The organism is Labrenzia sp. PHM005, assembly GCF_006517275.1.
GTDB lineage: Bacteria > Pseudomonadota > Alphaproteobacteria > Rhizobiales > Stappiaceae > Roseibium.
The window spans coordinates 1,454,959-1,477,031 of record NZ_CP041191.1 but is presented as its reverse complement, the minus strand read 5'-3'; the positions used below and the strand labels follow the sequence as shown (position 1 = coordinate 1,477,031).

Annotated in this window: 22 protein-coding genes and 1 tRNA gene; 9 read left to right on the top strand and 14 right to left on the bottom strand. The window is 55.9% G+C overall.

Annotation, left to right across the window (positions count from 1 at the left end):
• Positions 1-2: 2 nt before the first annotated feature.
• The 3 genes from pcaG to FJ695_RS06710 are packed head-to-tail and all read left to right on the top strand — an operon-like array spanning position 3 to position 2,832.
• On the top strand, positions 3-623 hold the full coding sequence (pcaG, locus tag FJ695_RS06720; protein WP_141184720.1) for a protocatechuate 3,4-dioxygenase subunit alpha: 621 nt from the start codon (positions 3-5) through the stop codon (positions 621-623).
• 7 nt (positions 624-630) lie between these two features.
• Entirely contained in the window at positions 631-1,467 is an 837-nt protein-coding gene (locus FJ695_RS06715; protein ID WP_141184719.1) for a 3-keto-5-aminohexanoate cleavage protein, read from the top strand.
• Between the two features lie 54 nt (positions 1,468-1,521).
• A complete protein-coding gene (locus tag FJ695_RS06710; RefSeq protein WP_141184718.1) occupies positions 1,522-2,832 on the top strand; it encodes a lyase family protein in 1,311 nt (436 codons plus the stop codon).
• A gap of 11 nt (positions 2,833-2,843) precedes the next feature.
• Here FJ695_RS06710 and FJ695_RS06705 read toward each other — a convergent pair whose 3' ends face one another.
• From FJ695_RS06705 to FJ695_RS06675, 7 genes are all read right to left on the bottom strand, one after another.
• Positions 2,844-4,199: a TRAP transporter large permease gene (locus tag FJ695_RS06705; protein ID WP_141184717.1), complete on the bottom strand. Its 1,356-nt coding sequence runs from the start codon at positions 4,197-4,199 to the stop codon at positions 2,844-2,846.
• 6 nt (positions 4,200-4,205) lie between these two features.
• A complete protein-coding gene (locus FJ695_RS06700) occupies positions 4,206-4,715 on the bottom strand; it encodes a TRAP transporter small permease (protein ID WP_141184716.1) in 510 nt (169 codons plus the stop codon).
• On the bottom strand, positions 4,715-5,743 hold the full coding sequence (locus FJ695_RS06695) for a TRAP transporter substrate-binding protein (RefSeq protein ID WP_141184715.1): 1,029 nt from the start codon (positions 5,741-5,743) through the stop codon (positions 4,715-4,717). The genes FJ695_RS06700 and FJ695_RS06695 overlap by 1 nt, the downstream gene beginning before the upstream one ends.
• Positions 5,744-6,163: 420 nt before the next feature.
• A complete protein-coding gene (locus FJ695_RS06690; RefSeq protein ID WP_141184714.1) occupies positions 6,164-6,976 on the bottom strand; it encodes a hypothetical protein in 813 nt (270 codons plus the stop codon).
• Between the two features lie 236 nt (positions 6,977-7,212).
• Positions 7,213-7,288: transfer RNA gene (locus FJ695_RS06685), tRNA-Thr, on the bottom strand.
• 192 nt (positions 7,289-7,480) lie between these two features.
• Complete coding sequence (locus FJ695_RS06680) at positions 7,481-9,388, bottom strand: heme biosynthesis protein HemY (RefSeq protein WP_141184713.1); 1,908 nt, start codon at positions 9,386-9,388, stop codon at positions 7,481-7,483.
• A 78-nt stretch (positions 9,389-9,466) separates the two neighbouring features.
• Positions 9,467-10,813 (bottom strand): COG4223 family protein, encoded by a 1,347-nt coding sequence (locus FJ695_RS06675; RefSeq protein ID WP_209010946.1) that lies wholly within the window; start codon positions 10,811-10,813, stop codon positions 9,467-9,469.
• Here FJ695_RS06675 and FJ695_RS06670 point away from each other — a divergent pair.
• Positions 10,797-11,045 (top strand): hypothetical protein, encoded by a 249-nt coding sequence (locus FJ695_RS06670; RefSeq protein WP_141184712.1) that lies wholly within the window; start codon positions 10,797-10,799, stop codon positions 11,043-11,045. The two genes, FJ695_RS06675 and FJ695_RS06670, sit on opposite strands and share 17 nt — an antisense overlap.
• Before the next feature lie 27 nt (positions 11,046-11,072).
• Positions 11,073-11,480 (top strand): hypothetical protein, encoded by a 408-nt coding sequence (locus FJ695_RS06665; protein WP_141184711.1) that lies wholly within the window; start codon positions 11,073-11,075, stop codon positions 11,478-11,480.
• On the opposite strand, the gene FJ695_RS06660 is transcribed toward FJ695_RS06665, so the two are convergent.
• Positions 11,466-12,182, bottom strand: a complete 717-nt coding sequence (locus FJ695_RS06660) for a uroporphyrinogen-III synthase (protein ID WP_141184710.1) — start codon at positions 12,180-12,182, stop codon at positions 11,466-11,468. The two genes, FJ695_RS06665 and FJ695_RS06660, sit on opposite strands and share 15 nt — an antisense overlap.
• Before the next feature lie 4 nt (positions 12,183-12,186).
• Complete coding sequence (hemC, locus tag FJ695_RS06655) at positions 12,187-13,113, bottom strand: hydroxymethylbilane synthase (RefSeq protein WP_141184709.1); 927 nt, start codon at positions 13,111-13,113, stop codon at positions 12,187-12,189.
• Between the two features lie 133 nt (positions 13,114-13,246).
• Here hemC and tsaD point away from each other — a divergent pair, with 133 nt between their 5' ends.
• Positions 13,247-14,317 carry a tRNA (adenosine(37)-N6)-threonylcarbamoyltransferase complex transferase subunit TsaD gene (gene tsaD, locus FJ695_RS06650; protein WP_141188609.1) on the top strand — a complete coding sequence of 357 codons (1,071 nt, stop codon included), beginning with the start codon at positions 13,247-13,249 and terminating at the stop codon, positions 14,315-14,317.
• A gap of 35 nt (positions 14,318-14,352) precedes the next feature.
• Here the strand turns inward: tsaD and FJ695_RS06645 are convergent, their stop codons facing one another.
• Complete coding sequence (locus FJ695_RS06645) at positions 14,353-16,119, bottom strand: creatininase family protein (protein WP_141184708.1); 1,767 nt, start codon at positions 16,117-16,119, stop codon at positions 14,353-14,355.
• A gap of 283 nt (positions 16,120-16,402) precedes the next feature.
• Between FJ695_RS06645 and FJ695_RS06640 the strand changes: the two genes are divergently transcribed.
• On the top strand, positions 16,403-16,879 hold the full coding sequence (locus FJ695_RS06640) for an NUDIX domain-containing protein (protein ID WP_141184707.1): 477 nt from the start codon (positions 16,403-16,405) through the stop codon (positions 16,877-16,879).
• Complete coding sequence (locus FJ695_RS06635) at positions 16,866-17,873, top strand: NAD(P)H-dependent glycerol-3-phosphate dehydrogenase (protein ID WP_141184706.1); 1,008 nt, start codon at positions 16,866-16,868, stop codon at positions 17,871-17,873. The genes FJ695_RS06640 and FJ695_RS06635 overlap by 14 nt, the downstream gene beginning before the upstream one ends.
• Before the next feature lie 69 nt (positions 17,874-17,942).
• On the opposite strand, the gene FJ695_RS06630 is transcribed toward FJ695_RS06635, so the two are convergent.
• Both FJ695_RS06630 and FJ695_RS06625 read right to left on the bottom strand, forming a co-directional pair.
• Positions 17,943-18,452, bottom strand: coding sequence for a cytochrome b (locus FJ695_RS06630; protein WP_141184705.1), 510 nt, complete (start codon positions 18,450-18,452; stop codon positions 17,943-17,945).
• Complete coding sequence (locus tag FJ695_RS06625; protein ID WP_141184704.1) at positions 18,449-18,850, bottom strand: antibiotic biosynthesis monooxygenase; 402 nt, start codon at positions 18,848-18,850, stop codon at positions 18,449-18,451. Before FJ695_RS06625 ends, FJ695_RS06630 begins: the two co-directional genes overlap by 4 nt.
• Positions 18,851-18,917: 67 nt before the next feature.
• Between FJ695_RS06625 and FJ695_RS06620 the strand changes: the two genes are divergently transcribed.
• Positions 18,918-19,358, top strand: coding sequence for a MarR family winged helix-turn-helix transcriptional regulator (locus FJ695_RS06620; RefSeq protein WP_168206286.1), 441 nt, complete (start codon positions 18,918-18,920; stop codon positions 19,356-19,358).
• Positions 19,359-19,372: 14 nt separating this feature from the next.
• Here the strand turns inward: FJ695_RS06620 and FJ695_RS06615 are convergent, their stop codons facing one another.
• Positions 19,373-19,762 (bottom strand): VOC family protein, encoded by a 390-nt coding sequence (locus FJ695_RS06615; protein ID WP_141184702.1) that lies wholly within the window; start codon positions 19,760-19,762, stop codon positions 19,373-19,375.
• A gap of 112 nt (positions 19,763-19,874) precedes the next feature.
• A complete protein-coding gene (locus FJ695_RS06610) occupies positions 19,875-22,037 on the bottom strand; it encodes a methyl-accepting chemotaxis protein (protein ID WP_141184701.1) in 2,163 nt (720 codons plus the stop codon).
• Positions 22,038-22,073: the final 36 nt, after the last annotated feature.

The window sequence follows — 22,073 nt, the reverse complement described above, 5'->3', positions numbered from 1 at the left end:
CCATGCGCCAGACACTGGACTATCTCAAAGAAACACCGTCTCAGACGGCAGGACCCTATGTGCATATCGGCCTGGCACCAGGGGCAGCCGGATTTGACATCTACAAGCAGGAACTCGGCAAAGACATCGCTGGACCGAATGCCATGGGCAAGCGCATCCGGATTGAAGGCCGGGTGATCGACGGCATGGGTTCACCCATCAAGGACGTGATGCTGGAAGCCTGGCAAGCGAATGCGGCCGGTATTTACGCGCATCCGGAACATCCAGGTGCTGTTGAAGATGGATTTCGCGGCTGGGGCCGGGTCATCACGGATTTCAACACCGGCGACTGGGGTTTTGACACCATCAAACCGGGCGCCGTGACGGATCAGAATGGCCGCACCATGGCGCCGCATATCAGCCTTTGGATCGTCGCGCGCGGCATCAATGTCGGTTTGCAGACCCGGCTTTATTTTTCCGATGAAGAAGCTTCCAATGCAGCGGATCCCGTGCTCAACCTGATAGAGTGGGAACGGCGCCGTCAAACACTGATCGCTGCACGGACAGAACAAGACGGTAAACCTGTCTACCGGTTCGATATCAAGCTGCAAGGCGAAGACGAGACGGTGTTTTTTGATATTTGAGGCCAAAATGACCAAACCTTGCATTATTTGCGTTGCCATCACCGGCTCAGTACCGACCCAAAAAGACAATCCGGCTGTGCCGATCACAGTTGCCGAACAGCTGGAAAGCACGCAAGAGGCCTTTGAGGCCGGCGCTTCGATCTGCCATGCCCATGTGCGCAACGATGATCAGACCCCCTCTTCCGATCCGGAAAAGTTCGCCCGGTTGAAAGAGGGGCTGGAGAAATTCTGTCCTGGCATGATCATTCAATTCTCGACTGGCGGCCGCTCCGGAGCAGGGAAAGCCCGTGGCGGCATGCTGCCGCTGGAACCGGATATGGCCTCGCTCTCAGTTGGGTCGAATAATTTTCCGACTCGGGTTTATGAAAACCCGCCCGATCTGGTGGATTGGCTTGCCAGCGAAATGCGCGAGCACCACGTCAAACCGGAAATCGAGGCCTTTGATCTCAGCCATATCCATCAGGCGGCAGCGATGAATAAGGATGGCCGCATTCCCGGCAGGCTCTATGTCCAGTTCGTCATGGGTGTGAAGAATGCGATGCCCGTCGATAAGGATGTCTTTGATTATTACATCAAGACCGTGCAACGGCTGGCCCCGGACGCGGATTGGTGTGCCGCCGGCATCGGGCGCAATCAGTTGATGGTCAATGAATGGTCGATTGCCGCCGGTGGGCACACAAGAACCGGTTTGGAAGACAATATCCGGCTCGACAAGGACACCCTTGCCCCGTCCAATGCAGCGCTGGTGAAGCGGGCCGTAGACCTTTGCGAGAAGTACGAGCGGCCGGTGGCGAACTGGCAGACAGCCCGTGAGATTCTGGACATCCCGTTAAAGGCTGCTTGACGCTCAGCTCTTGTTGATCCTCTATCGGGCTCCCTTTGCCTGAACGTTGGTGCCATGCCTGTTTCCCTGTTTTCCAGCACAGTTTTCTCGGGCCTTTATTCGGATAACGAACTCGGTCCACTGCTTGATGATACCGCTGACATCCAGCATATGATCCGTTTTGAGCAGGCCTTGGCGAAAGTACAAGGTGAGCTAAGCGTTATCCCAATGGACGCTGCGAACAAGATCGTGACTGCGCTGGAAACTTGCGAAATCGGCCCGGAAGAGCTGACTGCTGGCACGCGATCGGCTGGAATACCTGTTCCCGCTCTGGTCGCTCACTTGAGAAAGATTGCGTGCGAAGACGCCGGAACCTGGCTGCATTGGGGAGCAACCAGCCAGGACGTCATGGACACGGGCTTTATCCTGCAGGCAAAGAGCTGCCTGGATGTTTTGGAAGTGCGCCTCGGGACGCTGATCAGCACGCTGGAAACCGGAAGCCTGCGCCATGCGGACCAGCTTCTGGCCGGACGGACCCGATCTCAGATATCAACACCCATCACTCTCGGTTACCGGATCGCCCAATGGGCGCATACGCTGATTGATGCGGAAGCAGATCTGCCGTCTCTCCGGAAAAAAGTCCTGAAAATCCAATTTGGCGGTGCGTCTGGGGTGAACAGCGCGGTCGCACCTGACGGCCAACGCATTGCCGAAGCGCTCGCCGAGGAGCTGAGCCTGGAAGTCTCACCTTCCTGGCACACCAACCGCTCCGGCATATTGGCACTATCCGGGTGGCTGCAGACAATGTCGGCAGACCTTGCAAAAATGGCCGGAGATCTGATCCTTCTCGGGCGTTCGGACATTGGCGAAGTCGCATCCGGCACCGGAGGCGGCTCGTCGACCATGCCGCAGAAATCAAATCCTGTTCAGGCCGAAGCCATCCTGACCCTGAACAGCAGTCTATTGGCCGCAGCCAATGGGCTTTCGGCTGCGGCCAGTCCGCTTGAAGAACGGGACGGCGCTCGTTGGCCGCTGGAATGGGCTTTCCTGCCGCAAATGCTGATCGCCTGCGGTGCGGCGCTCCGCCATGCGCAATCTTTGGCCGACAGCTTGCGCCCGAACCCAGACCGGATTGCTGAAAGTTTCAAAAACAATCCGGAAATCATGGCGGAGGCAGCAAGCTTTGCGCTTGCCCGATCTGGTGTTCCGCGCACTGAAGCCAAAGACATCGTCGCAGCTGCTGCCGCCACAAACGTTTCTTTTGAAGATACTTTGCGCGAAAACGCTCCAGACGGAATCGATTGGGACAGTGTCCTGGACCCCAAGTCGGTGATCCCGGCCTGCAAAGACATGTCCGCTCAGATTTTTGCCAAGCGGACACGATAGCTCGCTTAATTTCAGCTCAAAACTCTTGGCAGCCAGAGCGTCAGTGCCGGAAAACTCACCAGAAGCACAACACGGACGAGCTCGGCCCCGAAGAACGGCGCAACGCCCTTGAATGTCTCGATCATCGGTGTGTCGCGGGCAAGCGAAGATATCACGAAGACATTCATGCCCACCGGCGGCGTGATCAGCCCAAGCTCCACCACAATGAGCGCCAGGATCCCGAACCAAATCTTCAGGTCCTCGGTGCTCATGCCATAGCCGGCACCGTCTGCACCTTGGTAGAGACCGCCGTTGATCTCCACCAGAACCGGCCAGAAGAACGGGATCACCAACAGGATCATCGACAGGCTGTCCATCAGGCAGCCCAGCAGAATGAGCGCAATAAGCAACAGGATCAGAACCGTCATCGGCTCCATGCCGGACCCAGCAATCCAGGCGGCTGTTTCCTGTGGCAGGCGGACCCGGGACATGAAGATTTTTAAAAGTTCCGCGCCCAGGATAATCAGATAGATCATGCCTGACGTTGATGCGGTTTCTTTTAGCGCCGCGACAAAGTCAGGTTTCGACAACTTGCGCTGCGCAACGCCAAAAATGAGAACCAAAAACACACCTGCAGCCGCAGCAGGGGTGGGATTGAAAAAGCCGAAGTAAATCCCGCCGATCACCAGCGCGAAGATAAACAGGACCGGGATCATGCCGGCCGTCGCCTCGATGAACTCTTGGCGGTCCGGTTTACCGCCTTTGGGGCCGGCTTCCGGTTTGATCGCGACATAGATGGCGATGGTCAAGAGGAACAGGATCACCGCCAGAAAGCCGGGCAAGAACGCGGCCATGAACATCGTGACGATGTTGGCTTCCACAATGATCGCATAAATGATCAGAACGACGGAGGGCGGGATGAGGATGCCCAAAACACCGCCCGCCGCCAAAGTGCCGGTCGCGAGCGCGCCGGAATACTTGTAGCGGCGCAATTCCGGCAGGGCGACCTTGCCCATGGTCGAGGCCGTCGCCAGAGACGAGCCACAGACAGCACCAAAGCCTGCGCATCCGGCTATGGCGGCCATAGCGGTGCCGCCGCGCAACCAGCCAAGCCAGGCATTGGCTCCGCGGAACAAGGCCTGGCTGAGCCCAGTTTTAGAGGCGATCGCGCCCATCAGCACAAACATCGGTACAACGGACAGGTCGTAAATCGAAAACTGGCCATAAGCCAAAGTCTTCAGCTGGCTGAAGACTAGGGCCGGGCCGTTCAGCAACATGGTGCCGACACCGCCGACCAGGATCATGGCATAGGCGATCGGAATGCGAATGGCGATCAGGATAATCAGAACGACGAGCCCGCCCACGCCCAGAAGAACAGCGTCTGCCATTTATTATTATCCTTTCGACAGAGCCGACGTGTCGCGCATCAAGGTGACCAGCGCTGCCAAAGCAAGCAAAGCCAGGGAAACAAGGATCGGAACGAACGCCATCCAATGCGGTATTTGCAGGATCGTTGTAGTGTAGCCGTATTCCTTCTGATCGAGCATGCCGTAGTACATGCGCCAAATGAGAAGGCAGGCAAAACCAAGGGCGGTCAGCGAGCCGAGCAGGGTGAAAAAGGCAATCAACCGCTTCGAGGCTCCAGCTGTGAAGATATCGGCTGACACATTTGCGCCTGTCAGCTGGCAGTAGGGCAGGAAGGCAAACACGGCAATCGCAACGCCCATTTCGGTCAATTCAAAATCACCTGGGAACGGCTTGCCGAACATTGCTCCAATAATCGAGGCCATGTTCACGGCGACAACGAGCAGCAGAACAAGGCCGCCGGCCAGAGCCCAATAGGTGATGATCTGGATGGCAATCCCGGCAAAGCCGGGACCACCTTTCATATCATTTGCCGGCATCAGTTGGACGCATTCTTCGCGATCGCGGCCCGTGCCTTGTCGACCAGCACTTCACCATCGATGCCCTTACCGGAAACTTCTTCGACCCAGCGGCCGACAACCGGCTCAAGCGCTGCATTGAATTCGGCAGTTTCTTCTGGGGTCAACGTGATGTGCTTGTTGCCGGCCTTGACGGCCAAACCAATGCCGAAATCGTCGGCCCCAGCCCAGATGTCGCCGACCTGCTTGGACCAGGCTGCATCAGACGCATCGCGGAACGCCTTTTGGACATCCTCCGGCAGGCTGTCCCAACGGTCTTTGTTCATGGAGACCTGGAAGACGGTGGTGCCGAAACGCTCCTTGTCCGCGCCTTCAATCTGATACTCGGTTTGCTCCTGGATTTTCAGCGGCGGAATGATTTCCCAGGGGATCAGCGCCCCATCAATAACACCTTTTTGCAGTGCTGGCGGCAGTTCCGGAACCGGCATGGCGACCGGAGACGCGCCCAGCGCCTCAATCACCCAGGCACCCGTGCGGGTCGGAATGCGCATCTTCTTGCCTTCAAGATCGGCAACTTTTCTGACTTCCGCATCGCGCATGTGAATGCCCTGACCGGCATGCACATGGAGGAACATCACTTCAACGCCCTTGTAGTCGTCTTTGAGATCGCTCTCAAAAAGCTCTTTCAAAGCCAGGTTGGTCGCGGCGGTGTCGTTCTTGTGCACACCCGGCAGTTCAAAAACTTCCGAGCGCGGGAAGAGGCCCGGCGTGTAGCCGTTCACAGTCCAGACAAGATCGACAACACCATCACGGACCTGGTTGATCAGCTCCGGAGGGCGGCCGCCAAGTGTCATGGCCGGATAGATCTCAATCGCAATCTTACCGCCGGAATTTTCCTCGACTTGCTTGGCCCAGGGCGCCAGCATTTTGGAATGGGCCGGAGCTTTCTCACTTAGGAAATGGTGCAGATTGAACTCATAATCCGCTGCGCTCACCGATGTCGCGCCAACCGCTAAAAGCGCCGCGCCAAGTACCGCCTTAAAGTCCATGATTTTTCCTCCTCCTAGGCCGGCCCATTTGTTTGTGTTCAGGCTCGGCTTGGCCGCGCGGGCCGCCGCGCATTCTTGCTGGACATCAGCTTATCCGGATTGTTGCGCCCTTGGCACGCCTCTCTCAATAAAAAGCTTCATCCAGCCTTGATCCGGAGACACGTCTCCACCGGTTTTCAGTTTTTGCTAATTCAGATGGGAATGTAAAATGACATCACGGGGGAGTTAGTTATCTTTTTGGGAAAGTATCTAGTTCTGCGATTTCCAAATCATCAGATTAGACAACGCCAAAGCAAAATAGTCCGGAACCAGGCGCCGGTTTCGCCTGAAACACAAGACAGCTTGTTGCATAGATGCCCATTTTAGAGCCCGAGGGTTCGCTGTAGGCAAAAAGCCTGCCGCTATTTTTTGTACTTCAGATTATTTTGTCAGTGTCGCACCCTGAAACATTTTGGGATCGCTTACTCCCAATCCAATCTGATCGGATTTCAGAACATTTAGTTTTTCGCAGAGCGCAAATGAAGCGGTGTTGTCGCGTGCTATTCCGGTACAAACCCCACGCACATCAAGCTTTTCCCACAATTGCACAATACTAAGAGCACCCAGGATCAGAGCAATCTTTTGCCCCCGCCGATCTACGTGACAAGTAAGACCGCCCCAAAAAGCATGGTCTGAAAACGGGCTTTGCGGATGGTAGCATTTGTATCCCCAGGCGCTGGCGATCACTTTCCCCGATCCATCAACCGCTGCCAGTGTGATGCCCGGAATATCGACGCCTCGCATGACCCGTCCAGCCATCACAAGGACGCCGCACTCTCCAACCATCAAGGCGAAATCTCTTACAAATGATGGATCGGTGGATTCACATAACGTTGTGACCGAAAGATCTGATGGGAGCTGATATTGCGTAAGGACGTCCTGAGCCATTTCATATGCCAACTTGCCTCCTTTGCAGAACTCCCAGACATTCGTTGCCAATCCCTGTTTTTTCACTGAACGCTGGACTATTTCCTCCTTCTCCTTGGGCAAAAAGTGGCAAGTGGTTGAGCCTTGTAAGCGAGCAAGAACCGCTAGTTTATCTGCAGTTTCGTCACCAACATCACCGGCAACTGCGACAATTCGGCCATTGTAGGAGAAGCGTGGGTCATTTCGAACCAATTTCCATAAATCACGAGCACGCCTCGACACAGTTATCTGCGCCGCAGTACCAAAATACTCGTCTTCAAAATCCATATCTGGGCACCTCGATAGCCAGAAAAACAGTACTAAGTATGCTGGAGATATTTGGACTAGAGAATGTGTACCGCCAGGAAGTTTCAAAAGCAAAAGGGCAATTGAGAGCGAAAAAAATCTACTATCCTTGGCATTTGGTTTAAACCCAGCAAGACAAACGCCGGGAACTGGATGTCGCAAAACGCATAAAAAATGCGAACGCATTCCCTACAGAAACTTCCAAATCTTAAAAGAACTGGTGCCGCTGATAGGACTCGAACCTACGACCCCATCATTACGAATGACGTGCTCTACCATCTGAGCTACAGCGGCTTAGGTCTCTTCACAATAGAGACTACCCTCACGTGCAGCGAATGACAAAACTACGCTGCACAAGTGGGCGGTTAATTAGCGGAGCTTTTGGCCGGATGCAAGGGCTTTTCACGGCTCCAAAAGCGATGGGCACAAGTTCGCCTCAAAGGTCCCAGCTGAGGTTCGAAACCTCAGACAGACATCACAGCCGCACTAGTTGAAGAAGCGCGGCCGGGCCGGTTTATCTTCTCCGTCACCATCCTTGTCATCGGTACCCGGATCATCAGGCATACGGGACAAGGGAAACTCAATGGGCCGGTTCAGATCGTCCGTTGCAGCGGTCTTTTCTTTGCTGGCAGCAGGCTCGGCAGGTTCTTTGGCAACCGGAGTTTCCTTGGCCTTTTCAGGAGAGGCTGACGTGGTATCCGGCTTTTTCTCCATTGTTTCCCTGTCTTTTGCCGGTTCCGCAGGCGCCGGAGTTGCGGGTTTAGAAGTGGCCGCAGGACTGTCGGGCAGGTCTTTCAATGCCGGTGCAAACCGGACATCGTCCGTTGTGCCTTCATAACCTTCTTTGGCGGCAACCTCAGCTTCGGCCGATGCCGGAGCGGCCTTCGGTGCCGGGGCATCTTTTTCAGCAGGTTGTTCGGCAGGTGCCGTTTCGGTCTTTGGCTCAGCTTCCAGCTCAACCACTTTCGGCGCGTCTGCCGCAGTTTCTTTTACCGGGGTCACGTCCACTGGTGTTTCTTGTGACGCTGCAGGACTAGTTGCCTCGGAAGGGCTCGGCAAGACCGGCGCCTCAAAGAGGCTGTCTTCCAAAAGCGCGCCTTCATCTTCCTGAAGACCGCTCGGCACCGCCCACTGGAAGGCATCCAGCTTGCCGGTCAAAGGTGAAACCGCATGCCACTCGGCCGACACGATACCGTCGGCAATCCAGGCCTTGTCGAGCGGCGCTTTGACCGCACGGGCCAGCCAATCGCGCATCCGGCCCTTGTCGCCGGTTTCCGCATCTTCCAATTCGGCCATCAACAGAAATGCGGCCCGGGTCGGCTCGGACTGCAGCACCTTTTTAAGCTGTGCCCGCGCCTCATCAAATTCGCGCGCTTCCATGGCAGCCTTGGCAATGGCCATCGCCCCTTCCGGGGTGTTGGCCCGCTGTGAGGAGAGCGTTTTCACGCGTTTCAAGCGGTCGACCGCAGAATCGCCGGTGCGCACATGCGCATAAGCCTCGGCGAGTTCGGCATGGGGCGACAGGCGCCAGGTTGCTTCCAGAACCTTGGACGCTTTGCGGATATCGCCGCGGCGGGTCGCAAGGCGCGCAGTGACAACAGCGGCCGGCACAAGATCAAGCGCCAAACCATGCGCTTCTTTTGCAAGGGAGAACGCCCGGTCCGGATCGCCGCCGTCTTCCAGCTTGAGCGCCAAGGCTGTCAGGATGACCGCCCGCTGACGGCGGTAGGCCTTTTTATCCAAGAGCTTGGCGGCATAGTTCCGTTCAAGGCTTTTCAGCGCGTCATCCCAATGGTGGGCAACTGCCTGATATCCAAGCACCGCTTTGCCGGCCCATTCCAGGCTGGGCGAGGCTTTGACCGCTTCTTCCGCGTAGTGGCGGGCCGCCACCGGCTCTTTGTGGCGCTCGGCTTCAATGAACAAACCGTGCAGGCCCAGCGGTTTGGTCGCCGGATCATCTAACATCTCTTCAAACCGTTGCCGTGCCTCATCGTCGCGACCTGCCAGCTGTGCGGACTGCGCCAACAGCAGTTTTGTTGCAGGCTCTTCACCGAGGAGCTTGTCGGCTTCCAGGCCATGCTTGCGGGCCTGTTTGGCATTGCCGGTGCCAAGAGCGATCAACCCTTGCGACAACGCGTTGTAGCCTTTGTCCTTGCGGCGCTGTTTGAAAAACCGTCCCGCGATCTGCGGTGATTTCAAAATGACCCGGATCAACCAGACGGCAATCAGAAAGGCAAAGAGTGCAATACCGACGACAAGCGCTACCACCACAGGCGGCTGTTCCCAAACATAACCGTTCCAGCTGACAGCTATCGTTCCAGGAAGATCCGCCATCCAGGCAAACCCAAGGGTGGCCAGGAACAGCAGTGCAAAAAAGATAAGGACGCGGATCATCGGTGTCGCTCCCAAGATGCGCCGGCATATGCCGGCAATAAGGTCTCAAGTCCAAAAGGCCGTTGCCCGGCCTCTGGTTTAACTTTTCCCGGACAAGGCGTTCAGAACTTCCTGAGAGGCCTTTTCCGTCAATGCATCGACTTCTACACGCGCTTGCGCCCGGGCCGTCCAATCAGCCGCAGCTTTTTGTCCGGCATCCGGCAGCTCCTTGGAGGCTGCGATCGCTGCGCTCAGATCGCCTTTGGAAACGGCATTTTCCATCCGGCGCAGAACCGCATCCGGACCGGTTCCATCCGTATTGCCCGGTCCGCGAACCGCAACCAACGAGCGGGCGCTTGCCAGAAAACTCTCCAGAACATCCCCTGATTCTTCCGGCTCAGAAAATGTCTGATAGACAGAGCGCGCCACATTCGGGAATTGCGCAATCAGAACAGATACCGGTTCGACACCAGTTTTGGCGTGGCTTTCCAGGGCGGAGATATCCATTCCAGCTGGGAGACCCGCCTTGACCGCAGCCAGTTCGGTTTCATACGGCCTGCCGGAATCGACAGCTGATTTCAAAGCAGAGACAGACAGCGCACGGGCTGCGGTTTCCCGGGCCGTCGCATCGCCCATGGTCGATTCCACTTGCGCCAGCCGCTTGGACAAAGCGTCGAGTTCTGCACGGACATCTTCAAGAGCGGCCGTATTCGCGGCCCCAACCGACTGAATGTCTGAAGACAGGCTCGACAGCGTTTCCGTGGCGCGAGCCTGGCTGTCGGCCAGAGTTTTGAGCGAAACATCGGACGTGGACACGGCTGTCTGGGCAGCCTTGGCGGTTGCTTCGGTGTTTTGTAGCCTGGTCTGCAATTCCGTCAGTTTGGTTTCAATGGATTTGACGTCACCTTCAAGCGCGGTGACTGATCCTGAAATCTTGCCAGCCTCTGACGCGGCTGCACTGGACCCGCCCTCCAAGTCACTCAAACGGGTCTCAATCGGCCCAAGATCAACCGATGAGGCCGATTTGATGGACTCCTCAACGCTTGCAAGGCGGTCTTGCAACGGCTGCAGATTGACCGGAGCTCCCTCACCTGTCCCAGTGCTGATAGAAGACAGATCGGATTTGAGAGCTTCAACGTCTTTCTTCAAGGCATCGACTGCTGCGGCAGCGTCGCTACCGCCCGCGTTGGCCGCGTCAGCAACCTTTTCCTCTAGGCCTGCCAACTTGTTTTCAAGCGCTGATACTGCACTGCTGCTATCCTGACCGGACAATTTGGTACCAAAGTCGCTAAGTTGGCTTTCCAGCTCAGTGATCTTTTTCTGCGCTGCTGTCAGTGCGCGCGTCATCTGCTGATCCGGCTCTGGTGTCAGCTTGATCAATCCGGCCTGATAGAGGCCAAAACCGCCACCGAGCACCAAGACCCCGCCGATGACTGCGGCAATCAAAACACCAAACGCGCCAACGCCATTGCTTTCCTGCGCCGCAGGCGGGTTTGAGAAGCTCGCCGAACCGGAGGTCCGTGACGTGCTACTGGCAGCCGATGGTTTGCTGCTGGATGTGCTGGACGTTGACCCGCTTTTTCCGCTGGCCGAAGTTTCCGGTTTTGCAGTTTTTGCGGTTGATGTCGAAGAACCTGTTCCAGTGGTGGAACTACCCGTCGTCTTGGACGAGGAGTAGGAGCTGGATGGGCGCGCAGAAGACGACGTGCTTGTTTCACTCGTCTTTGATCCACTAGTTGCAGATGCCCCTGTGGTGCTTTTGGAAGAGCTTGAAGCGGAGGATGAGCTCGCTGGGTCGGCAGATTTGCCCGCAGTAGCGGTTTTGTCGCTGACTTTTTCAGGCTTCAAATCGATTGTCACCGGGCGTTTGGAACCAGAAGAAGACGACCCGGATGATGGACTTCCCGGTTTCGAAGATGCTCCTGAATCCTTGCCATCGGATGATGTAGGTCCGCCGGGAGATTTCTTATCGGTTGCCATCTTTATTCCTCCTGAACCCGGCCGGCCGCAAGATCTTCACTATACACGCCTCTTTGTGAAGCGGTACCGCTGCGGCAATGTGTCTTGCGCTGCAATACAACGACTCCCCCGGTTCTGGTTAACAATTAGCTAAGACCAGATCGATGAGTGCATCTTCCCGGGGAACCTTTGCAGTATATATGCATCCAAAATCGCCCAAAGAACCCGCAGCCTGCCCAGAAATCGCGTAGACTGGCAAACTGGAGAAAATATGGCCAAGACCATTAGCCTTTAGCAGGGTGCTTAGAGTTTCACCTGTGCGGCGCGAAAAAATTAGCACACCTTGATAGTTTCCATCTGCCAGTGCGGCAGCAATTGTGTCCGGCAGGTCCTGAACCGGTTCCATCCGGTAGACCGGCACCGTCTGGCAGCGACGACCACCGGTTTCCAACAACTCTCCAAGGTCTCCGGCCCGCTCCTGAGCAGCCGGATAAAGCACCGCACCGCCGCTCGTTTCTTCCTTGGAAGCCAGAATTAGCGACGCAAGCCCTGAAACATCCGATTCGGCAGACCGGACGCTTGCAAAGCCCACGTCCCGGCAGGCTTCTGCGGTCCTGTCTCCAACCGTAAAGACTGGAAGAGTTTTCATTTCCGGAAATTGGGGATGCCCCACCAGAACATCCACGGCCCGGCGGCTGGTAATTGCCAAGGCCGAGACATTGGAAAGATCAAATTTCTCAGGAGGCTGAGGTTTGAAAACCAAAAGCGGCAGTTCATCTGCAATATGCCCCAGGGCGCGCAGCCGGCCTGCCGTTCTTTTGCAGTCCGGTTGCGGCCGTGTGACAAGCAAACGCATCGAATCAGTGGCCTGCCAGAAACCCGGGACCCATCTTTAATTTCAGGGCCTCACCTGCAGCCTTGCCGATCTCGACGGCGTCAGTGACCGGACCAGAGCGGACTTCTTCATGAACCTCTGTTCCATCCGGTTTCAAGACAATGCCTTGAAGCGTCAACACATCACCGTTGACGGTCGCCAATCCACCAATCGGTGTGCGGCAGGAGCCGTCAAGCACCGCAAGAAACGCCCTTTCCGCATCAAGCCGGACCTGCGTATCCGGGTCGTGGATTGCCTGTAGCATCTTGAGTGTTTTCTCGTCACCTTCCCGGCTTTCAATACAAATGGCACCTTGGCCGACTGCCGGAAGGAAATCCTCGGTTTCCAAAAGGCTGGTCACTTCTCCGTCAAGCCCAAGGCGCCGCAGCCCGGCATAGGCGAGCAGCGTTGCATCAACCGCACCTTCAGAAAGTTTCCGTAGGCGGGTCTGCAGGTTGCCCCGGTACATGACCACATCGATATCCGGCCGCAGGCGCTTGATCATGGCCTGGCGGCGCAAAGAGCTCGATCCGACGACAGCGCCATGCGGCAAGTCCATCAAGGTTTTTGCCTTGGGCGACAAAAACGCATCGCGCACATCTTCACGTGGAAGGAAAGCGGTCAGCGCCAATCCATCCGGAAGAACTGTTGGCATGTCCTTGGACGAATGCACCGCCAGATCAATCCGACCATCCAGCATCGCTTCTTCGATTTCCTTGGTGAACAGGCCCTTGCCGCCCACTTCAGAGAGTGGCCGATCCTGGATCTGGTCGCCGGACGTTTTGATCACCACGATCTCGAAGGCATCTTCCGGCAGGTCGTGTGCTGCCATCAGCCGGGAGCGGGTTTCATGTGCCTGAGCCAGTGCCAGCGCGCTGCCTCTTGTGCCGATGCGCAAAGGATTTGATTGCAAGGTTTACCGTCCAAATGCTACGCCCAGCAGTGAGTGCGCCGGGTCTTAAGTGTCTTCTTGTTGACATGACCTATCACAAACCTTTGCTGCAAGACCAATGACCTTCGTCAATTCAAGCCAAGAAGATACGTGTTTGACGGTTCTGGGGATCGAAACCAGCTGCGACGAAACCGCAGCTGCGGTGGTGCGCGGCCCGAAAGACAAAGATGTTCTATCAAATGTGATCCGCTCCCAAATTGACGAACACACCGAATTTGGGGGTGTGGTTCCAGAAATCGCGGCCCGTGCCCATATCGAGATCCTTGACCGGATCGTCGCCGAGGCACTCCAAGACGCAAACTGTTCCTGGGATGATATCGATGCGGTGGCTGCCACTGCTGGCCCAGGACTGATCGGCGGTGTGATCGTGGGTTTCATGACAGCCAAGGCGATTGCCATGGCGGCCGGAAAACCACTGGTCGGCGTCAATCACTTGGAAGGCCATGCCCTGACAGCGCGCCTGACAGACGATCTGGAATTTCCGTTCCTCTTGCTGCTGGTCTCCGGTGGTCACAGCCAGTTTCTGCTGGTGCGCGGTGTCGGCGACTACAAACGGCTTGGGACGACCATCGACGATGCTATTGGCGAAGCTTTCGACAAGACTGCCAAACTGCTTGGCCTGCCCTATCCCGGAGGCCCGCATGTTGAAAAAATGGCCCTTAAGGGCGATGTGACCCGGTTTAAACTGCCGCGTCCTCTGCTCGACCGCCCGGGTCTCGACATGTCCTTTGCTGGACTAAAGACGGCCTTGCGCACGCAGGCCAAAAAGCTGGAACCGGTCGACGAACAGACGATCGCCGATCTCTGCGCAGCGTTCCAGCGTGCGGTTGCCGATGTCTTGGCAGCGCGGACAAAACGCGCTTTGGATCTGTTCCAGGATCGCTATCCGGAGACGCCACCGGCCATTGTGGTTGCAGGTGGTGTGGCCGCCAACCAGGAAATCCGCTCTAGCCTGCTCGCTGCAGCTGAGGAAGCAGGCGCGCGTTTTGTTGCCCCGCCAATGGCGCTGTGCACCGACAATGCGGCCATGATTGCCTGGGCAGGGATCGAACGCCTGCAAGAAGGCCCGGTCGATGACATGAGCCTGCCACCCCGTCCCCGCTGGCCGCTCGACCAGACAAACGCCGGTGTCCTGGGCGCCGGCAAAAAGGGCGCCAAGGTCTAATCTTGAAAAGAGAATTCTGTCGACGGACTGGTTCGTTATTCCATAAGCGACCGGATCTGCGCCAAGGCCGCCTGTACCTTTAAATCCAGCATCATCTGACCAATCTCGACGCTCGCAAGCGCCGGATCGCCGATCACGCCGGTTTCCCCGCCTGGAGTTAAAGCACCTGGAACCGCAGTCTCGAGGTCGCGGATCCCTGCCGGCCAAAGCGCAAGAACTTCCGACGTATCGCGGATACCGGCGTGGGTACCGATTTGCTCCAGGCTAAAACCATCTTGTTCCAACGACGCGATCTGCCGGTTTTTTTCCGGAAAATAATAATCGCCAATATGAAAAACCTTCGGAGGGCCGGACCACCACCAACCGCCATTAACCCGGTCAGCCGCTGCCTGCTGCGAAGACTGCGTGCTGCCGCTATCCCCAATCAGATAGATGTGCGCAAACCCATGCTGGAGCAGGCTTTCAGCGGTACTGACCAAAACGTCTTGATACGTCCTTTCAGAGACCGTCAGGGTCCCGGCAAACCGCATATGCCCCGTCGGAGGATCGATGTTCCCCTCTGGGACATAGGTCACCACTGGCGCAACCAGAGTGTCCCCAAGCTCCCGGGCGAGTGCTCCAGACGTGTGGCGCACCACAATATTGTGCTTGCCCAGCACCATATGCGGGCCGTTCTGCTCAGTTCCCCCGGAAGGGATGATGACTTGCGTATAGCCGGCCTCAAGCGCCTTCTTCACCTCTGTCCAGGTCAGCTCTTCCAGGTGAAGCGAGGGCGGTGTGTAACTTTCCTTGGCCACGCTGTCTTGCGTCGGTCCCAGAACACAAACTAGGCAGGCGGCAAACACGGATAGCAGCTGTTTCGCCCGGGTACTGATCCGCGCCCAAGCCCAAACAAATGGCTTCCATAACATCTCGTGCGTTGCATGAAACGGATTGGCTTCCTCGCCGTTGATGCCCAGTTTGAACGTCTCTTTTTCTTTTGGAATGTACAGCGTACCGAACAGCCAATCCCACCAGGAAAAGACCAGTCCCATGTTCTTGTCCCAGTGCCGGATCTCACTGCTGTGATGGATCTGGTGCATGGCAGGGCTCACCAGATGGCCGCTGAGCCAGGCCGGATACGACAACCAAATGTGCGAATGCCGTAAGTTGTAGCCCAACAGATAGAACAGGAAGATGCCGGCATTTATGCCGAAGATTGTCAGGATGTCGGGAGCGGGGCCGACGAACATCAGCCAAAGAGCTCTTGCACCGGACTCGCAAAGAATGACCGCCGCCCCCGTGACCAGCAAATCGACCGGAGACATCCGGAAGACGGTGATCGGTGTCAGTACTTCCGCTGAATGATGGACTTTATGGAACTCCCACAAAATGGGGACCTTATGCTGCAGGTAATGGGTGAAGAAGATTGCAAAGTCAAAAGCAATCAAAAGCACAAATGAAAAGGCGATCATCGGCCAAAGACCGGCACTTGCCCCCTCTCCTGCTTGCGCAACCGCTGGAGCAACCCACCAATCGTGAATGCCGCTGCCCAGCCATGCCAAAGGAGCAACAACAAGCACGCCCTTACACAGAGCCAAAAGGAAATAAAACAGATAGTCCTGCTTGGCCGACTTGTGGAACAAGATTTCCTTCGGGAAACAGTACTTTAAAAAGGCAACTGCCGGTTTCCTGTACCGGTACAGAAGATAGGTGATCGCGAGCGCACCGAACGCATATAGGAAAAAAATCCGCTCTGAAGGAACCACAATCGCTGCCAATGCTCTGACGAACGTCGTGACGGCAATCTCAAGAGTTTCCATGACCTGAACCGCTGCATATTTCCCTTTGGAAATAGGACTAGGTCAGACGCGTTAATCTTTGGTGTGCTGGCCAACCGTTAGCTGCGAAAAACCAACGGTCAATCAACCGTTGCCGACTGGATATATTGCCGCACCCAGGCAGAGCCTGACAATTCAGATCCGTTATGCACCGTTGCTGCAAACCGGATACATCGCAGCAATGAACTGAATGCCGCTTACACCTTTTCGCGCCACATTTCCGCTGCTAGGTAGGGGCACGAAATCTCCTGAACGGATCCCTGCCTTGCAGATTTATCACAAAGCCTATGTCTATCTGACCTGCGGACCGGAGCTGCTGGTGTTTGAAGAAGCGGACAATCCACGCCCGGATCTTCAGGTGCCGGGCGGGACGCTCGATCCGGGTGAAAGCTACCTGCAAGGGGCCCATCGTGAATTTTCCGAGGAAACCGGACTTTCCTTGGATATCGCCTTCGAATCGTTCGCGGACCAGGATCACATCATCAAAAATGTGCCTGGAATTCTCGACGGCCTTCATCGCAGGCGGCATTTTCACGGATGGATCCCTGAAAAACCGGCTGATGAATGGGAACATTTTGAAATGACGCCAAGTGCGGGCGGACCCCCGATTCGGTTCCGCCTGTTCTGGGTCGATTTGTTTTCAGATGAAGCGCCGTCCGAGACCCGGTTTTTTCAAGGGTTTGGAGCGCAGCTTGAAACATTACGGTCGCGTATGGAAGGGCAGATCAATGGGGGCCATTAAGTCGGTCGGCGTCATCGGCGGCGGCGCTTGGGGAACTGCGCTCGCGCTCACTGCCGCCCGGGCGGGAACCACCGTGCGGCTTTGGGCCCGGGATCCGGGAACGGTGTCGGAAATCCGCGCTCAACAGCAAAACGCCCGCTATTTGCCCGGTATTACGTTTGACGAAGACCTGAACGCCACCTCGTCTTTACAAGAAGCTGCAGATACCGACGCCATCCTTCTCGTAACCCCGGCGCAATCAACGCGAACCATGCTGAGTGAATTGAAAGAAACTGGCGCAGTGCGCGGACCGATCGTGTTGTGTGCAAAGGGTATTGAACAGACAACCGGCAAATTGCTGTCCCAAGTCATGAAAGAGGAACTGCCGGGTGTTGAACCGGGGGTGTTGTCCGGCCCAAGTTTTGCCGACGATGTTGCGCGCGGGCTGCCGACCGCCGTCACGGTCGCAGCCAATACGGCCAGAACCGCGCTTCACCTCTGCGAAGCACTGCAATCAGCATGTTTTCGCCCCTATGCGTCCATCGACGTGCTGGGGACCCAGATCGGTGGCGCACTGAAAAACGTGCTTGCGATCGCCTGCGGTGCAGTGGCCGGACGGAAACTGGGTGCCAGCGCGCAAGCGGCCCTGACCGCGCGCGGGTTTGCGGAACTGAGCCGTCTCGGCAGCGTCATGGGCGCACAAGGCGAAACGCTGACTGGTCTCTCCGGTCTTGGCGATCTGGTGCTGACCTGTTCGTCCACCCAGTCCCGGAATTTTTCTTTCGGCATGCGCCTCGGCGAAGGCTTCATGGCATCGGAATTAATTGCAGCTGGCGGCAAACTGGCCGAAGGGGCGTTTTCGGCTCAAGTTGCGGTCAAACTCGCCCAAAAACATGACATCGAAGTCCCGATCTGTGAGACGGTTGCCCGCATGGTTGGCGAAGACATGACCATTGACGAGGCTTTGAACACACTGATGGCGCGTCCGCTAAAATCAGAGACTGATTTTCTTTAATTCGGAACTGGTAAGCTATCAGCGAGCAAAGAAAAGGCTGCCCCAGAGGCAGCCTTTGTCGTTGTGGCACTACTCAACTGTGAGCTTAACGGGGGACTTATGCCCGGCCAACCAATGCCAGAGTGCAGCTCCGCTGTGCAAGACAATAAGAAACAGCAGAATTGCTGCCGCCAAGTGATGAAGGTTTCTTGGCGGGACTTGCGCAAGCTGCGCTGGATCCGGCGCCGTTCCAGCCAGGATTAAGGGCGCTGCTCCAGATACCACCAACATTCCGGCACCGCTGACCAAAAGAACGATTGGCACCAACCGGAGCAATCCATGAACCAGTTTAGAGCCTATTTCGAGGACTGCGGCTTGCTCGGCAAACACTCTGGGCGGAGGACCGGCAACAAACCAGATTGCGAGCCGTACCAGTGCCAATACACCGCCGAGAAACCCGAAACCCAGGTGCAATCGGAGCAGTGTGATATTGATCTGATCCGGAAACGTCATGGCATGACCAGTTGCAAGGGCCAGCCCGATGGACGCGGCAATCAGCCAATGGAGTGTTCGGGGATTTATCAGACCAGCAGTATTCATGATCCCGCCTCCTGCTCAACCGGCACATAAAGCGCCGGATAGAAGATGACTCCCCGGAATTTCGTCGCATCCGGGCTCTTGTGGAAGTTGCTGATCGCAGCTTTGAAGGCCGCCGGACTTTCCCATTTCGCAATGTTGATTAGTTGGAATTTCGCCTTGGGCATGATCGCTCGGTGCAACTTTGTATCGATGTATCCCGGTTGGTTTTGAAGAAAGTCACGCGCCTTTTTCCAGGCCTCGATCGTGGCATCAACATCTTTGGCCTGCACTTCAAAAGCATTGATCAGGGTGACGGCGTCTGAAGTCTGGGCATTTTCAGCCAGGGCGGTTTGAGTGATCGGACCGGCAAGCCCAGCAAAGAGCGCTAGAGCAGTACAAATCGAACGTGTCTGTTGCATTTCGAATCTCTTTACATAGCAAGCTATATTTATTTATATAGTATGCTATATATCGTATATGCAAGCCATGACATTCGAAAAAAATTTTTCAGCAGGCTACCTGGCCAATCACATGGCCCGGTTGTTTGCCTCCGGTCTCCAGCGGCGGATCAAACCTTTGGGGCTCGCGACCGGGCAATTTCCGGCGCTTTTGGCGCTTTGGCAGAAAGAAGGCCAGACACAAAAAGATCTGGTTGGCCTGCTCGATATTGAGCAAGCGACCCTGGCGAATACGCTCTCAAGGATGGAGCGCGACGGCCTTATTGTGCGAAAACCTTGCGAAGAAGACGGCCGGGTTCAGCGCATCCATTTGACGGACCAGGCAAGGGCTCTGAAGAACGACGCTGTTGAAGCGGCGATGGCGCAAAACACCATCGCGTTGGCGGGATTATCTGAGCAGGAAACTGAACAGTTCCTGGACTATATGCGCCGGGCAATCTCGGCTATGCAGAACGATATGGCGACCTGAGGAGATCAAAACCGTTATGCAGGTTGAATGAGGTCCCACTTGTTCCCAAACGGATCCTGAAAAACGACAACTTTACCGTAAGGCTCACAGCGCGGGTCTTCCAAAAAGGTTACGCCCTGCGCTGACATGGCTGCAAAATCCCGGTCAAAATCATCCGTTGTCAAAAACAGAAACACACGGCCGCCGGTTTGACTGCCAATTGCTTGCTCCTGGTCTGAACCATCGGCCTTGGCCAACAGTAGTCTGGTCTCAGAACTACCCTTGGGTGCCACCAGCACCCAACGCTTTCCTGGGGCGAGCTCTGTGTCTTCGATAAGATCGAACCCAAGCACTCCCACATAATACGCCAAACCGTCATCATAGTCTGGAACCAGGAGCGCAACGGCACTGATGATCTGCTTCATGGAAAGGGCTGCCCTCAAACAATAGATGCTGCATCGCTATCATAGAGGATAGCCATTTCCAATTTTTCTGTCCGGCCAATCCAAGACATTTGAGACCAATCAATGCGACCGTTTATGCCGCTTCGTCTTGGCTATCCGCCCAAATGTCACTGTTGAGGAAGTCATTCACCGCTGTACTCAATGTGATGCTGACATCGTGAAGAGAGGCCGTTAGCTCTTCGACTTCACTCGAACTGGAGCGTGTTTCCTGAATACGCTCCTGAAGCGCATTCACATTTTCAGTCGCGCCACGGCTGCTCTTTGCGGCTTGGGACATTGCAGCACTGATTTCTCCGGTCGCAGCACCTTGTTGATCAACAGCCGTTGCGATGCCGGTGGTGACTTCTTCCACGCTGTCCATTTGCGTGCCTATCGAGCGAATGGCTTCCACAGCCCGGTTTGTCGAGGTCTGAACAGCAGCAACCTGGGAGGAGATCTCATCCGTTGCCTTGGCTGTTTGTGTCGACAGCTCCTTCACTTCCGCTGCGACAACGGCAAAGCCCTTGCCTGCCTCGCCGGCGCGGGCCGCTTCGATCGTTGCATTCAATGCTAGCAGATTGGTTTGCTCGGCAATATCACGGATCATGTTGATGACATCGCCGATTTTCTCGGCCGTACCCGCCAAGTCTTTGACATCGTCATCCGTGGACTTCGCGGTTTTTGCTGCTTCACGGGAAATCGTCAGAGCCCGGGACGTATGGCCGTTGATTTCCTGAATGGAAACTCTGAGCTGCTCAGCTGCGGACGCCGAGGACTGTACGCTCTCATCGGACATACGGGCTGCTGAAAGGGCTCCCTCCGCCGATTGCGCCGAGGCTTCTGCAATGCTGACCATCTTTTCGGATGTTGCCCCCATGACTTCCGTTTGTGCGGAGAGCTGCGCCTGTATTTCGGAAATCTGGGTTTTGAAGTGATTAACCTGATTGTCCATTTCCGAACGCCGCGCGTCCTCATGGGCCCGGCGCACTTCAGCAGCCTCTTCATTCCGTCTGCACTCCAGTGCATTGTCCCGGAATATCTTCATGGCGCGTTTCATATCTCCGATTTCATCAGCCCGCTCTCCGCCGTTGAGATCGGTATCGAAGTTTCCATCAATGAGATCCCGGATATTCCCGATCAGCTGCCCAAGCGGGCGGGTGAACGTCAGGGCCAACCAGTACCCGCCAACTGCCGCGAAGGCGAAAAGGCTCAGTCCGGCAAAAAACATCCAGGCCCGGAGGTTGGCCAATGAGGCCATGGCTTCAGATTCCGCCTGCATGGCCAGGATTGCCCAATTGGTTCCACGGAATTCAAACGGTTGGCCGACTTGAATAAATGTACTGGCCCGGTGGCTGTCACCGGCGAAAACCGCCGTATGTCCATTCAACGCAGTTTCCGCCGCTTCGCTTTCAAGCCGGGTGGCCAGAATATCGTTTTCCTCTGTAAACCTGGAATCGTTGCGGAACAAACCGTCTTCGCCAACGATTAGTGTTTCACCAGTTTCACCCAACCCAGCAGACCGGCTCATCATGGAATTGATCCGGTCAATCGGCATCTGGAAGACAAGAACCCCCGTCTTCTTGCCGTTCTCACTAATGGGCGTCGACATGAAGCTCGCCGGCGCACCGTGGCTTGGTCCATAGGGTTTAAAATCGAAAAAGTGCACAGCGCCGGCTTGCCCTTCATGCGCGGCTCGAAATGCCCGGCCGAGGTCGGTGTCTGCCCAGGGGCCGCCTGCGCGGAAGTTGGTGGCGTAATCTTCTTCCTTAAACACCGTATAGATCAGATCGCCATTGGTGTTGAACAGAAAGATATCGTAGTACCCGCGCTCCAACAGCAATTCACGGAACCAGGGATGGAACTCCGCATGGGCCGTGTCATAAGCAGATCCAGTGTTTGCAGCATCCAGAAGATGCTTCTCACCCAGGGGGTGTGGGTTGTTGCGGATATAGGCGGCCTTCAAAACGTCGGTATGGTTACCGTCCACATCCTGCCAAGCTTTATCAAATGCCGTCAAAGCTGAATGCGCATAGGGCAGCGTGCTGACCAGTTTCAGATCGGTCTCTATAGCATCCAGATAATCTGCCATTTCACTGACCCGGGTGGCGGCTATGGCCTCAAGCCGGTTTTCTGTCAAAGAATGAATTTCTTTGGAAGCTGAAACGTAACTGCTCAGTCCTATTCCGGTACCGACAGCGAGCGCGAAGCCTAAAATAGCGGCCGGAATTTTAATACGAATTGACAATTGATCCCACATGGAACCCTCCTAAATTTCATCCGAGGGTTCATTAGT